The organism is Candidatus Schekmanbacteria bacterium RIFCSPLOWO2_02_FULL_38_14, assembly GCA_001790855.1.
Taxonomy (GTDB): domain Bacteria; phylum Schekmanbacteria; class GWA2-38-11; order GWA2-38-11; family GWA2-38-11; genus 2-02-FULL-38-14-A.
In genome coordinates, this window is sequence record MGDH01000005.1 from 20,048 (window position 1) to 33,758 (window position 13,711).

General features: G+C 38.2%; 11 protein-coding genes and 1 pseudogene (1 of these 12 only partly in view). 10 read left to right on the forward strand and 2 right to left on the reverse strand.

Annotation, left to right across the window (positions count from 1 at the left end):
* Positions 1-89: 89 nt before the first annotated feature.
* Complete coding sequence (locus A3H37_12305) at positions 90-3,101, reverse strand: hypothetical protein (protein OGL51488.1); 3,012 nt, start codon at positions 3,099-3,101, stop codon at positions 90-92.
* Positions 3,102-3,190: 89 nt separating this feature from the next.
* Between A3H37_12305 and hisB the strand changes: the two genes are divergently transcribed.
* From hisB to A3H37_12335, 6 genes are all read left to right on the forward strand, one after another.
* A complete protein-coding gene (gene hisB / locus A3H37_12310) occupies positions 3,191-3,778 on the forward strand; it encodes an imidazoleglycerol-phosphate dehydratase (GenBank protein ID OGL51489.1) in 588 nt (195 codons plus the stop codon).
* A complete protein-coding gene (locus A3H37_12315; GenBank protein ID OGL51490.1) occupies positions 3,779-4,420 on the forward strand; it encodes an imidazole glycerol phosphate synthase, glutamine amidotransferase subunit in 642 nt (213 codons plus the stop codon).
* 235 nt (positions 4,421-4,655) lie between these two features.
* The gene (locus A3H37_12320; GenBank protein OGL51491.1) at positions 4,656-5,381 is read left to right on the forward strand and encodes a 1-(5-phosphoribosyl)-5-[(5-phosphoribosylamino)methylideneamino]imidazole-4-carboxamide isomerase; all 726 of its coding nucleotides are present in this window, start codon (positions 4,656-4,658) and stop codon (positions 5,379-5,381) included.
* A gap of 134 nt (positions 5,382-5,515) precedes the next feature.
* Positions 5,516-6,388 (forward strand): imidazole glycerol phosphate synthase subunit HisF, encoded by an 873-nt coding sequence (locus A3H37_12325; protein OGL51492.1) that lies wholly within the window; start codon positions 5,516-5,518, stop codon positions 6,386-6,388.
* Positions 6,388-6,768 carry a phosphoribosyl-AMP cyclohydrolase gene (locus A3H37_12330; protein ID OGL51493.1) on the forward strand — a complete coding sequence of 127 codons (381 nt, stop codon included), beginning with the start codon at positions 6,388-6,390 and terminating at the stop codon, positions 6,766-6,768. Before A3H37_12325 ends, A3H37_12330 begins: the two co-directional genes overlap by 1 nt.
* 4 nt (positions 6,769-6,772) lie before the next feature.
* Positions 6,773-7,396: a dephospho-CoA kinase gene (locus A3H37_12335; protein OGL51500.1), complete on the forward strand. Its 624-nt coding sequence runs from the start codon at positions 6,773-6,775 to the stop codon at positions 7,394-7,396.
* Between the two features lie 25 nt (positions 7,397-7,421).
* Here the strand turns inward: A3H37_12335 and A3H37_12340 are convergent, their stop codons facing one another.
* Positions 7,422-7,748 (reverse strand): hypothetical protein, encoded by a 327-nt coding sequence (locus A3H37_12340; protein ID OGL51494.1) that lies wholly within the window; start codon positions 7,746-7,748, stop codon positions 7,422-7,424.
* A gap of 308 nt (positions 7,749-8,056) precedes the next feature.
* Between A3H37_12340 and A3H37_12345 the strand changes: the two genes are divergently transcribed.
* The 4 genes and pseudogenes from A3H37_12345 to A3H37_12360 form a co-directional block, all read left to right on the forward strand.
* Positions 8,057-9,817, forward strand: coding sequence for a hypothetical protein (locus A3H37_12345; GenBank protein OGL51495.1), 1,761 nt, complete (start codon positions 8,057-8,059; stop codon positions 9,815-9,817).
* Positions 9,818-9,840: 23 nt separating this feature from the next.
* Complete coding sequence (locus A3H37_12350; GenBank protein ID OGL51496.1) at positions 9,841-11,091, forward strand: hypothetical protein; 1,251 nt, start codon at positions 9,841-9,843, stop codon at positions 11,089-11,091.
* Between the two features lie 17 nt (positions 11,092-11,108).
* Positions 11,109-12,467 carry a hypothetical protein gene (locus tag A3H37_12355; GenBank protein ID OGL51497.1) on the forward strand — a complete coding sequence of 453 codons (1,359 nt, stop codon included), beginning with the start codon at positions 11,109-11,111 and terminating at the stop codon, positions 12,465-12,467.
* Positions 12,468-12,771: 304 nt separating this feature from the next.
* Positions 12,772-13,711, forward strand: a pseudogene (locus A3H37_12360) (hypothetical protein); it runs 107 nt beyond the window's last position.

Here is a 13,711-nt window from a genome sequence, read left to right on the forward strand (position 1 = left end):
GTGTAATTTTCTCCGTTTGCTGCAGGAGTTTCCAACATGCTGTATAAAAAATCCACTCATATGACATATACCTCAGCAGATTTCAGTTCTTAACTCGCGCTTTTATTGAATGGAAAACTGAGAATAAATTCTGTCCCCGCGTTGACCTTGCTTTTGACCTCAATTTTCCCTCCGTGCTTTTCTATAATTTCATAGATTATTGCAAGACCTAAACCTGTTCCTTCACCTACCTCCTTTGTTGTGAAAAAGGGGTCAAAGATTTTGTCAATATTCTCTTCAGAGATTCCGCAACCCGTATCAGCTACCTTAGCAATAACGGAGTTGCTTTCCATCCATGTTTCTACTTTTATTATTCCTCCCTTTTCTCCAATGGCATGGGAGGAGTTAATAAGGAGGTTTAAAAAGATTTGCTCCAGCTCCCTTCTATTCCCCCAGAGTTTCGGGATATCAGTCTTTAGCTCCTTATCAACCCTGATATTTTTAATCTCAAGCTGATGGCCTATTATGTCAATGCTGTCTGCAATACATTCATTAAGATCTACCTCTGCCTCTTCTTTTGGCGTTGACGGCCTTGAGAAGATAAGAAGCTCCTTGATCATTTTCTTGCAGCGCATCCCTCCTTTATAGGCTGTTTCAAGCCAGCGGTTTTTCTTTACTTCTATTTTCTGAAAATTATTATAGAACTCCTCCATCTTCCGGGTACACTCTGCATGGGGGTTTGTCATAATGCACTCGTCAATAATTTTTTTCATATCTATAGACTCAAGCCCTTTTACAAGCTCTAAGTTTGTTACAACACCGCTCAAAGGGTTATTTATCTCATGAGCTATACCTCCTGCAAGCCTTCCAATGGAAGCCATTTTTTCAGCTTGAATGAGTTGATGCTGAAGCTGTCTTTGTTTTTCCTCTGCTTTCTTTTTTTCAGTTATATCCCTTAGTATAGCAACTACGCCTGAAAGGTTTCCTTTTTTGTCATTTAAGGCAGCAACCGTCTGCTCAACCGGAAGAGATGAACCGTCTTTTTTTTTCCAGCCCATTTCAACCGGAGGAACTTTTCCTTTTTCCATAAGCAGGGCAAACATCTCCATCTGGGCGGCACGATGCTCTGGAACCCCGGTTGAGAACTCCATGGTGTTCATTCCTATTAATTCCTCTCTTGAATATCCGAGCATTTTTAAAAAAGCATTATTTGCCATTGTAAGAAATCCTGTATTATTGGTGACAATTATCCCGTCCACTGATGCCTCAAAGATGCTTTCAAGATAATCTCTGGTTTCCTTTATTTCCTGTTCCAATTTCTTTTTTTCAGTTATATCCCTTATTATACCAACTGAGCCTGAAGGGTTTTCCTTTTTATCTTTCACATAAGCAGCAGACTGCTCAACAAAAAGCTGAGAGCCATCTTTCTTTTTATAAACTATTTCAACCGGAGAGACTTTTCCTTTTTCCATAAGCAGGGCATACATCTCCCTATTGGTGGCAATATGCTCGGGAATCCCGGTTGAGAACTTCCTGGAGTGCATTCCTATTAATTCCTCTCTTGAATAGCCGAGCATTTTTAAAAAAGCATTATTTGCCCTTGTAAGGACTCCTTTATTATCGACTACAATTATCCCGTCCACTGATGCCTCAAAAATACTTTCAAGGTAATCCTTCGTTTCCTTTATTTCCTGTTCCAGAGCCCGTTTCTGTGTAATGTCCTCCCGTGTAATTATTGCACCAACAATCATATTTTTTAAGTCCCTGAGAGGTGATATTTTTACTGAATAAATAAACTGTCCTTTCTTGCCTTCAAAGGTTATATTGGAGTGCTCATAGCTTATTCCCTCTGTTAAAGCCTGATCGTAGATTTTTGAAGAGGCTTCCTTTAGTCTTTCAGGCATCTGATAAAGAATATCCTTGCCTATCTGTTCCTCCCTTTTTAGTTCCACACCCACTTTCCTCATCTGGTTTACTATCTCTTCATTCATGGAGGTAATTTTTCTTTCCTTATCTATTACAATAACGCCGATTGGGATATTCCTTACAATATTTTCATTATATTCTTTCAGATACAGGATTTCCTCAGATGCCTTTACTTTCTCTTCCAGCGCTTCTGCTCTTTTCTTGTTGATTCTGATTGCGTAGCCGCTTGAAACAGTTAATACCAGTATTATTGAGAAGGTAAGGATAAGGATATAGAAATAGCTTTTTCGTGCAGAAATGGCTACCTTCCCAAAAGGGGAACTGGTAGCTATTACCCAACCAGAAAGTCCCTGTCTTAAATTAAAACCCGTTGCTGCAAGAAGCTTTGTTGAATGATTTATTTTATTTCTTCCTGTAAATTTATTGGCTGTTATCATTTGTTTTTCCGGATTAAAACTTTCGTGGCACGAAAAACAGCTCTTGTCCTTGTCAAAAATATTTTTGAAGACCATTTCAGGATGTTCCGGCAGATAAATAAGAGTTCCTTTCTGGTCCATTACCCATACGGTTCCCTTTTTGCCCTGAGACAGGGGAGTAATATAATTTGTAAAAATATAATCAGAATCTATAAACAGAAGAATACAGCCTGAAAGTTCTTCACCTGAAGAAAGAGAATTAATGCCGGAAAACAGTTTATAAATCGGGATACCAAAGATTATTTCATTTGCAGGTGTGGGCGATAAAATATTTTTTTTGCTTAACTCAGATATATAAAACTGCGGTGGTTTTAAATCTTTGGAAATTTGAAAAGGTTCGGTTTTACTTAAATCCAAATTTAAGAAATTTTTTCCTGAAGCCTGCCACTTGCAAATTCCGTTCCGGTCAAGAATGAGAATATTTTTTACTCCCTGCTCTTTTAGTGTTTCAAGGGATGTGTAGATTATCTGTTCAAAGTGTTTTTCTTTGAATCTTTCCTCTCTCAGTTCAGGAACAGAAGCTATCAGACCTGTAATCTGCTCCAGGTGCTGGAAATACCCTTCAATTCCTGAGGCAGCCTGCCTGGTTAAGACCTGTTGCCTTTCTGTATATTCCTCTGCCAGTCCTTCCATGCTGAGGTTATATATCTGGTATAAAATTATCAGGAAAAATATTATGATGCCTATGGTCATTGCTATCTGGAAAACCATCTTTTTCATTTTTTGACTCCTAAAGAATTCTTGACTTTAAAAAATATTGTAGTTAACTCTAAAGCTCATAGCAAGGAATTTGTTTAGGAGGTTAAATTATGAAAAGGTCTGCAAAAGTAGAAAGAAAGACTAGCGAAACAGATATATCAATTTCATTAAAATTAGACGGAGCCGGGGCAAGCAGTATATCCACTACTATTCCTTTCATTGACCATATGCTGTCTCTGATGGCAAGGCACGGACTTTTTGACCTGAAAATTAAAGCAAAAGGAGACACGGATATAGATTGTCATCACACGGTTGAAGATATCGGAATATGCCTTGGTGAAGCATTTAAAAAGGCACTTGGAGACATGAAAGGGATAAGCAGGTATGGGAGCCAGAACCTCCCAATGGATGAAACCCTTGTTTCTGCCGCAGTAGATATCAGCGGAAGACCATATCTTGTTTATAATGTTAAATTCCCGAGAAAGGGATTAAGAGATTTCGACATAAGCCTATTCAAGGAGTTTTTCCAGGCTTTTTCTTCAACAAGCAGAATCACTTTGCACATAAATTTAGTCTATGGAAATAATGCTCATCATATTTGCGAAGCAGTTTTTAAAGCCTTCGGAAGGTCTCTCAGGCAGGCTGTTTCAATTGACCCGAGAATCAGGGGAGTGCTGTCAACAAAAGGGAAAATTTGAATGATTGCAATTGTTGATTATGGAATGGGCAATTTAAGGAGTGTTCAGAAAGCCTTTGAAAAATTAAAATTTGATGCTCTGATAACAAGAGAGCAGAAAGAAATAGAAAACGCAAAAGCTATTGTTCTTCCCGGTGTTGGGGCATTCAAGGACTGCATGGATAATCTTGAAAATCTCAAGCTCGTTGCGCCAATTGTTGATGGCATAAAAAAGGGAAAGCCATTTCTTGGAATATGCCTTGGATTGCAGCTTCTATTTTCTGAGAGCGAGGAGTTTGGCTTGCACAGGGGGCTTGATATAATAAAAGGAAGGGTCAAGAGGTTCCCACCTGATTTATCTGACCTTGAAGGGGATAGAGGAAAGCTTAAAATTCCTCACATGGGCTGGAACAGGATAAAAATCATAAAGAAAGCACCAATTTATGAAGGGATAGATGATGAGTCTTACTTTTATTTTGTTCACTCATATTATGTAATTCCTGAGGATAAAGGATTTGCAGCCACTGAAACGTCGTATGGGATAAACTTTGTCTCGAGCATATGGAAGGATAATATTTTTGCCACCCAGTTCCACCCTGAAAAAAGCCAGAAGGCGGGGCTAAAGGTTCTGGAGAATTTCGGGAGGCTGGTTGAAAAAAGTTAAAGTGTCATTGCCTGCCTACCGCAGGCAGGAGCGACGAAGCAATCTCATTTTTTAGCTTTCAGTATTCAGTTGTCAGCTATCAGCGTTTACTGAGATTGCGGAGTTTATCCCGAGCGAGATTGCTTCAGGGCTAAAGACTTCGGCGTGAGCTAAGTCGAACGCCCTTCGCAATGACAGCGAGGGACCTGCTCGCAATGACAGTACAATGAAACATATTAATCATTGGAATAGTGAAATGTTAATAATTCCTGCAATAGATTTGAAGGGCGGGAGATGTGTAAGGCTCATTCAGGGAAATATGGATGAGGAGACTGTTTTTTCTGATTCACCAATTAAGGTTGCGAAAAAGTGGGAAGGGCTCGGGGCAAAAATTATCCATGTGGTTGACCTTGACGGAGCAGTTTCAGGAGAGCCAAGAAACAGGGAGCTTGTTGCTGAAATAGCAAAATCGGTTTCCATCCCTGTGCAGATTGGAGGAGGAATCAGGGATTTTAAAACTGCACAAGCATATTTTCGTGACGGGATAGCGCGGGTTATTTTAGGTACAGTTGCTTATGATAACACAAATCTTGTTAGTGAACTTTGCAAAAGCTATCCGGGGAAAATAATAGTTGGCATAGATGCAAGGAATGGAATGGTGGCAATTAAGGGATGGGTTGAAGTGACTGAGAAAAGAGCAATAGAACTTGCAAAAAAATATGAAAGTCTTGGTGTTTCAGGGATAATCTATACAGATATTTCCAAAGATGGAATGATGACAGGACCAAATATTGAGGCAATAAAAGAATTTGCCTCCTCAGTCAACATCCCTGTTACCGCTTCCGGGGGGGTTTCAAACCTTGATGATTTAAGAAAGATAGCAAAGATTGCCCATTACGGAATCGAGGGAGTAATTGTTGGAAAAGCCCTTTATACTGGCGCAATAGATTTGATGGAAGCGATTAGAGAAGTGAATAGTTGATAATGCAAGAGGAAGGCAATGTCTTGCCTATTTAAGAGTCAAGATAAATCCCTCCATCCCCCCTTTACCTGTCTGCCGTCAGGCAGGGAAAAGGGGGGCAAGGTGGGATTTGACTAAAAGATAGAAGAGGTAATATGCTTGCAAAAAGAATCATACCCTGCCTTGATGTGAAGGAGGGAAGGGTTGTCAAGGGAGTAAAATTTAAAAACCTGAAAGATGCAGGAGACCCTGCTGAAGTTGCAAGGATATATGATGAGCAGGGCGCGGATGAGCTTACATTTCTTGATATTACTGCATCTTATGAAAAGAGAAAAATAATCATTGATGTGGTGAATAAAACTGCTGAGAAGGTTTTTATGCCTCTTACTGTTGGGGGCGGGATAAGAACTTTGGAAGATATAAGGGATCTTCTTAATGCTGGCGCTGACAAGGTGTCAATAAATACTGCAGCAGTTGAAAATCCTGAATTTGTAGAAAAAGCAGCAAGAAAGTTTGGATGCCAGTGCATTGTGGTTGCAATTGACGCGAAAAGAGTTTCGGGTAAGGAACATCAAACCCGAAACTCGAGACTTCAGAAAAATAATCCCCCCATCCCCCATTTAGAAAAGGGGGATAAGGGAGGATTTGATACCGAACTCAAAACTCCCAATGCTCAACTAACCTGGCAAGTCTACACCCACGGAGGCCGCAGTCCAACAGGTATAGACGTGATTGAGTGGGCAAATAGGGTTGAGGAGATGGGCGCAGGAGAAATCCTTTTAACAAGCATGGACTTTGACGGAACAAAGCTCGGGTTTGACCTTGAGCTGACAAGGGCTGTTGCTGAAGCAGTAAATATTCCAATTATAGCCTCAGGGGGAGTTGGTACTGTTGAGCATATATATGATGGACTTGTAAAGGGAAAGGCAGATGCAGCCCTGGCTGCTTCAATTTTCCATTACGGAGAATATACTGTACAGGAAGTAAAATCTTATTTAATGAAACTTGGAGTGGAGGTGAGACTGTAATGAAAGCAGAGGAATTAAGGTATGATGAAAATGGCTTAATACCTGCAATAATCCAGGATATTGAAAACAACGAAGTGCTGATGATGGCATATATGGATAAAACAGCCTTTGAGCTGACATTGAAAACAGGCAGGGCTCATTACTGGAGCAGATCAAGAAAAAAATACTGGATGAAGGGTGAATCATCAGGACATACGCAGGAGGTAAAGGAGATATATTTTGACTGTGACAAGGATACTCTACTTATAAAAATAAAACAGAATGTTGCAGCCTGCCACAATGGATACCGTTCCTGTTTTTACAGAAAAATGGATGCTAAAACAGGAGAGGTTGCAATAATCTGCAAAAAGATTTTTGATGAAAAAAAAGTCTACGAATAAAAAATTGAAATTCATTGGCCTTACCGGGGGCATATGCTGTGGAAAGACTGAAGTTGCAGAAATGTTCATAACCCTTGATGCAAGGGTTATTGATGCAGATAGAATCAGCCGCGAATTGACCAAGCCTTATAAGCCTGCATGGAAAGAGATCGTTAAAAGCTTTGGCAGGGAGTTTCTTCTTCCTGATGAAAATCTTGACAGAAAAAAGATTGCAGGCGAGGTGTTTAAAAATAAAAAAAAACTTCAGCTCCTTAATAAAATAATGCATCAGAGAATTCTTGCACAAATAGAAAGAGAAGTAAAAAAAGAGAGGAAGGAAAAACCAGATTCTTTAATCATTGTTGATGCGCCGCTTCTCATTGAGCTTGGATATAACAGGTTTGCTGAAAAGGTTATCGTCGTTTCTGCTGACAGGAAAACTCAGATAGAAAGGATGATTAAGCGGGATAAAATTTCAAAAGAAGAGGCTCTGCTAAGATTAAAATCTCAGATGCCTGTTTCAGAAAAAATCAGATTTGCAGATTACCTTGTTGACAACTCAGGTTCAAAAGCCATGACTTTTAAAACAGTAAAAAAAATCTTTTCTGAACTTTCCTCCCTGTTTGAAGCTCCCTGCAGCAAGCTGTAGGGAATTTCCAAATGTAAGGAATTTTTTACGCCACCTTAAGCGTTACACTCTCAATCCTTGATGCTCTTAATTTTTTAACCCTGACATATACTATTATCTGGCCTGCTTCTTTGTTAGCTTTGGCAAGCTCCTTATTTTTTTCTGCGAGCTCTTTGTCATAGTCAGGGAGTAATACAATCAAAGCGTTGTCTGGAATTTTACCCTCTATTTCAGGATGTTCAAGAAGATATAGTTCAAATTCTGTAGAAAGCTGTTGGTTTTTTCTGAACAATTCCTCTCTTATCATCTTTTTATTTCTGCCCCTTTCTTCATTAATTTTTTCCAAATCTAAAATAAAAATTAAAAAAGTCAATTATGGTGAAGCAGTTACAGGCAAAGATTTTGCAGAAAGAGATATTGGATAGAGAAAATAATACTTATTTCTTCACTGATGTATTTTTCAAAGAATGGATAAGGTGTAAGATTTGAATTATACATTGGATGAACTAATGTATCACCCAACATCTTGTGTTATACACTCTACCCGTTAGGCTTAAGAAAGGGATAAACCCTATCCCACATTATCCAAGCAAAAATATATTGATTTGCCTTGACAGCAGATTCTAAATTATAAACCCTTTGACAAGATAGATTTGATGTATAGTATTATTTTAAGGTTCTATGAAAAAAATAAACATATTTCATGAATTTGTCCTCATCAATTTCTTTACTATTTTAGTCATAGTAGTGGTTTTTTCTTATTCCATCTCCAATCTCCTCATCTCCAACATGTTAAAAAGGGAAGGAAGGATTACCACAGATATTGTAAGGGTTATAACAAGGGTTGATTTAAATGAAGAAAAATTCAAGAAGGCTTTAAGGCTCAAAAAGATAGAAGTATTTCAAGTCTTCTTTGAGAGGCTCAAGAGCATACCAGAATTTATAAGGCTGAAAGTCTATGATGAAGGGGGAACAATTGTCTGGTCGGATGAGGCAAGGGCCATAGGGAAGAATTTTAAAGATAATAAGGAGCTTAAAAGCTCCCTTGCGGGAAATATTGAAGTCAAAATGGGGCTTATAAAAAAAGAGCATATATATGAAATAGAAAAGGTTCCTGAAAGAAGGCTCCTTGAAATCTATGTCCCGCTTCTATCAGAGGATAAAAAAAGAATCTATTCGGTAATGGAGGTTTATAAGTACCCTGTCTCTCTATTTAAAAGCATAGATAGTGCTAAGAGATTTATCTGGCTTCTTGCTGCCTCTGTTGGCCTGGTCCTCTTTTTATCTCTCTCCTGGTTATTCAGGAAAGCTATGAAAAAGGAGATCAAATTAAATGAGGAGCTTTTGGAATCCAAAAAATTCATTGAGGATATAATCGAGAATATGAATACAGGAATATTTGTGATAGACAGGGATCTAAAGATTTTATCCTGGAACAAGGCAATGGAGAATATTACCAAAAAAGAGTTGCCTAAGGAAACGGTTATTGGCAAAAAGTTCCTTGAGGTATTTCCCATATTGGAGACCATAGGATTTGAAAAAAAGTTAAAAGATATTTTTTCTACAAAGAAGCCTCTAATCCTCTATGATCAGGAATATCCAGTATCAGGGGGAAGTGAGGTCTTGAGTTTAAATATCAGGGTAATTCCTTTGCTCGGAAGCAATGTGGAGGTATCTAATCTAATTATTACCTTTACGGATTTATCAGAAATGAAGAAGCTAAGGGAACAGTTGATCCAGACTGAGAAACTAAGCACCATGGGCTCTATGTATGCTGGGCTTACCCATGAGATAAATAACCCTCTAGGAATCATAGTATCAAAGGTGAGGATGATATTATCTCATAATAAGGTAAAAAAATTATCAGAGGATGTGATTGATGATTTAGAGATAATAAAAAAACATTCTATGAGGATTACAGAAATTATCAGAAACCTTTTGGCCTTTGCAAGAAGGTCGTCCTTTAAATCTATCCCTCTTGATATAAATGAGGTCTTGCTTGATGCTATCCAGTTAGCGGAAAAGCCTTTTGCTAAGATGAATATAAAAATAGAGAAGGAATTAAAAAGGGATTTGCCCTCTATCTTTGCTGATTCAAACCAGCTTCAGCAGGTATTTTTAAATCTCTTTACCAATGCGAGAGATGCTATGTTAGAGGGAGGTATAATAAAGGTCAAAACCTGTCTGAAAGAAAATGACGCCTCATTAGTAGTAGTTCTTATTTCAGACACCGGAGCAGGTATTTCTCAAGAAAATATTAAGAAAATCTGGGAGCCCTTTTTTACCACTAAAGATACTGGTAAAGGAACAGGCTTAGGCCTTTCTGTGAGCTATGGGATCATAAAGGGATTTGGTGGAGATATAGAAGTGGAAAGCAAGCTCGGGCAAGGGACTACATTTAAGATTGTTCTTCCCTCAAACCAAGACGGTTCAACGGCTTAAGCCTCAAGGATAATTTAAGATTTATGCTAAAAAAAATTAAATCATCTTTTAGTGAAGTTGACATATTTTTTCTTCACTTGAGGCTTATTACTATTCTGGGTGGGGCTATATGGATTGCGGTTGTTTCCCTTGATGCTGGAAAAAGCCAGCTCATAAAGCAGATATTTATAGCCTTTGTCCTCTACAGCGCAATCCTATATTCTTTTATCATAGAATTTCCCTCCCTTATCAGGAAATTTTATATTATAGCCATTACGCTGGATATGTTCTTTATCTATGGTTTAGTGAGATATATTGGAGAACTAAAGGGGAATTACTTTCTTGCCTTCTATCTCTTAGTTGCTATTGCCTCTTTTTATTTTGGTTTAAAAACAGGATTGCTATTTACCTTTATCTCTTCATCTCTTTATATTTATTGCTATATTATCTTCCAAGGACATTTATTTTTATCTTGGCAGGATTTAGGATTGAGACTCATTTTTCTTCTTTTAATTGCCGTATCAATGGGACTTTTATCAGAAAACGAGAAGAAGGATAAGGAAAATATTAAAAGACTAAACAAGGAGCTATCAGACAAAAATTCTGTGCTTGAGCAGATCTACTCTTATTTATCCATAGGAAAATTGGCGTCAGGAGTGGCGCACAGCATTAACAATCCTTTAGGAATAATTGCTGGCAAATCAGAAAACCTCCTCAAGGAGGCAAAAAAGGATCAGCTATTAGAAAAATTTATAAAGGATCTTGATGCCATAAATAAAAATACCTATCAGATTTCAGAAGTTACAAAAAGCCTCCTCTCTCTTTCAGCACAAGATAACTTAGAGCTTAAACCCGTTAACCTAAACGATATTATCGAAAGCACCCTTATCCTTTTTGAAAATCAATTTGAGCAAAAAGGGATAAAGCTTAAAAAAAACTTATCAAAAAATCTAAAAGATATAATGGGATATAGCCAAGGGATAAAAGAGCTCTTGATAAACCTCTTAAATAATGCGATAGACGCCACTATAGCAGGAGGGAATATAGAGGTATCAACGGATATTAGAGATGGTTTCCATGTTATTTTAAAAGTAGCTGATGACGGAGCAGGCATACCAAAAGAAAATATAGAGAGAATTTATGATCCCTTTTTCACTACAAAAAGAAATGAACGTGGAATAGGACTTGGGCTTACCACCTGTCTCAGGCTTATCAAAAGGCATAACGGCTTAATTGAGGTAAACAGCAAAGAAGGAGAGGGAACCACTTTTACGGTCTCTTTTCCAATTTATTAGGCTTTCTAAAAATTATTATGCAGGATAACAAATTAAAAGTCTTAATTGTCGAGGATGAGCCTGATATGGCTCAAATATATGCCTCTGTTTTAAAAGAAGGAGGCTATGAGGCTATCATCTCAACAGATAGCAAATCCTCCTTGGAGATTTTTCATAAAGAAAGGCCTGCTGTGGTGCTTACTGACCTTAAAATGCCTGATATAGATGGGATGGAGATTTTAAAGAGGATAAGGGCAATTGATATAAACGTTCCTGTAATAATGATAACAGGCTTTGCAACGATTGAATCTGCTGTAGAGGCAATGAAGATTGGAGCTAATGATTTTCTTGCCAAACCCTTCCCTCATGATGAGCTTATCTTAAAAATTAAGAAGGCCATAGATCTAACCAAAATTTTAGAGGAAAATATATATCTTCGCCAAAGAATAGCAAGTGAGCACAGGTTTGATAGGATAATTGGGCAAAGCAATGCAATAAAAGAGGTTTTAAATATCCTTACAAAGGTCTATGAATCCGACAGCAGGGTTTTAATAACAGGGGAAAGCGGCACAGGTAAAGAGGTGGTGGCAAGGTCCATTCATTACAACGGCCTGAGGAGAAATAATTATTTTTTCCCAGTAAACTGCGCGGCCCTTTCTGAAAATCTTTTAGAGAGCGAACTCTTTGGCCATGAGAAGGGAGCCTTCACAGGTGCAATTTCCACAAAGAAAGGGCTTTTTGAGATCACTGAAGGTGGAACTCTATTTTTAGATGAGATTGGAGATACAACCTTTTCTTTTCAGGCAAAGCTTCTAAGGGTTATTCAGGAAAATGAATTTAAAAGGGTTGGTGGAGACAGGATTTTAAAGAGCGATGTCAGGGTCATTGCCTCTTCTAATAAGGATTTGAAAAAAACTATGCTTGATGGAAGATTTAGAGAAGACCTCTTCTACCGTTTAAATGTTATTCATATTCATCTTCTCCCGCTAAGGGAGAGGAAGGAGGATATCCCCCTTTTAGTTGAACATCTTTTAGAAAAACATTGTTTCAAAATGAACAAAAAGAAAAAAAATATTACTGATGAAGCAATGGAGTTTTTAAAGAAGTATGACTGGCCTGGAAATATAAGAGAGCTTGAAAATGTCTTAGAGAGGGCATTGATTATGACCTCTGAAGATTCTATAACCATAAGGGAGCTTGCAGGTATTTCTGAAAGGGATGCAAAGGAAAAGATTAAAAAACCCGGCTCCCTGGAAGCCCTTGAAAAAGAATTAATAGAGAAAACCCTCCTTGAATGCAATTTTAATAAAACCCTTACAGCAGAGCGCCTTGGCATTGGAAGAAGAACGCTCTATGAAAAGGCAGCTCGCTTTGGAATTTCCTTAGACAGTAAGTGATAAATATATAAAATTTTTCCTTCCATCAATTCAAATTCTCGTGCAGATTCTGCACAGTGATCATTTTTAGCACATCCAAAAACGACACCATAAAAACAACCTGCTGTTTTATTTAATTTTTATTTCTGGCATAAAAATTGCATTCAAAATGAGGTGACAAGATTTTATTTCTGCATAAGGAGGTGATGAAAAAAGAGTTAGTAAAATAGTTAAGTATAGCTTTTTAATTATCTTGCTGCCGTTCTAACTACTAGTAATAAAAAGGTTGAGCGGCACTAAATCCTATAGAAAGGAGGTTCTTTTTATGAAAAAGAGGAATGTCTTGATCTTTGTGTTCACAATGGGGTTCTTCATTGCCTCTGTTTATACTTATCTCCACGGTGCCCAACAAGGTGCTGCGCCGCAACCTATTATTAAGCAAGTTGTTCCTATTGAAGTTCCCCAGGGAGCTGAGATGGATATAATTATAAGAGGGAGCAAGTTTGCTGATGGAGCAACAGTCAGTTTTTCTGGTGGAATCATAGTTAATTCAACTACTTTCGACTCCGCTAAAAAATTAATTGTTAATATCTCTGTTCCCTCTGCAGAATCGCTTGGAAAGAAAAAGGTTACAGTTACTAATCCCACAGGAAAACCAGGCATCAAACCTAATGCCCTTGGAGTTGTAGAAGGAGTACCTACAACTCCGCCAGCATTTAAAGCTGGAGATACTATCCCTGGTTATACGTTAAAAGCGCCATGGGGGAGCAGGGCTGAAATAAAGGCTTCAGGAAGCTATTCCTCAGGTCAATGGACAGTTTTTATGACAAGGGCTTTGAAAACTTCTGCAACAAGTGAGGATGTGCAATTTGACGGAATAGGAAGCGGAAGCGAATATTATTTCTCAGTGGGAGTTTTAAATAACGCGAAAGGAACCGTTACTACGATGGCTGTTCTTGATGGCTCCCGCTACATCCTGGGAAACGAAAGCAGCACCACAGCAAACCTTAAGGCAAAGAATGAAACCCCAACAAGTGCATCAACATTTACGGGAACAGAATTTATAACAACTGGCAATAGTGCTGAAGGGGTTCCTCCTGTAACCTTAAAGGCTGCCTATGATAGTAAAAATCTATATATATTGACCACTTGGTCAGATAGCACAGAGAATCTCAAAAAAGACCAGTGGAGCTTTGATGGAACCACATGGACAAGGCAGTCAATGGATACAGGATATGATGAGGATAGGATTGCTATCTGGTGGG

Bases quoted from the DNA above. Each gene is read 5' to 3' on its own strand.
- A3H37_12305 (OGL51488.1), bottom strand. From the start codon at position 3,101: ATGAAAAAGATGGTTTTCCAGATAGCAATGACCATAGGCATCATAATA.
- hisB (OGL51489.1), top strand. From the start codon at position 3,191: ATGAAAAGGTCTGCAAAAGTAGAAAGAAAGACTAGCGAAACAGATATA.
- A3H37_12315 (OGL51490.1), top strand. From the start codon at position 3,779: ATGATTGCAATTGTTGATTATGGAATGGGCAATTTAAGGAGTGTTCAG.
- A3H37_12320 (OGL51491.1), top strand. From the start codon at position 4,656: ATGTTAATAATTCCTGCAATAGATTTGAAGGGCGGGAGATGTGTAAGG.
- A3H37_12325 (OGL51492.1), top strand. From the start codon at position 5,516: ATGCTTGCAAAAAGAATCATACCCTGCCTTGATGTGAAGGAGGGAAGG.
- A3H37_12330 (OGL51493.1), top strand. From the start codon at position 6,388: ATGAAAGCAGAGGAATTAAGGTATGATGAAAATGGCTTAATACCTGCA.
- A3H37_12345 (OGL51495.1), top strand. From the start codon at position 8,057: ATGAAAAAAATAAACATATTTCATGAATTTGTCCTCATCAATTTCTTT.
- A3H37_12350 (OGL51496.1), top strand. From the start codon at position 9,841: ATGCTAAAAAAAATTAAATCATCTTTTAGTGAAGTTGACATATTTTTT.
- A3H37_12355 (OGL51497.1), top strand. From the start codon at position 11,109: ATGCAGGATAACAAATTAAAAGTCTTAATTGTCGAGGATGAGCCTGAT.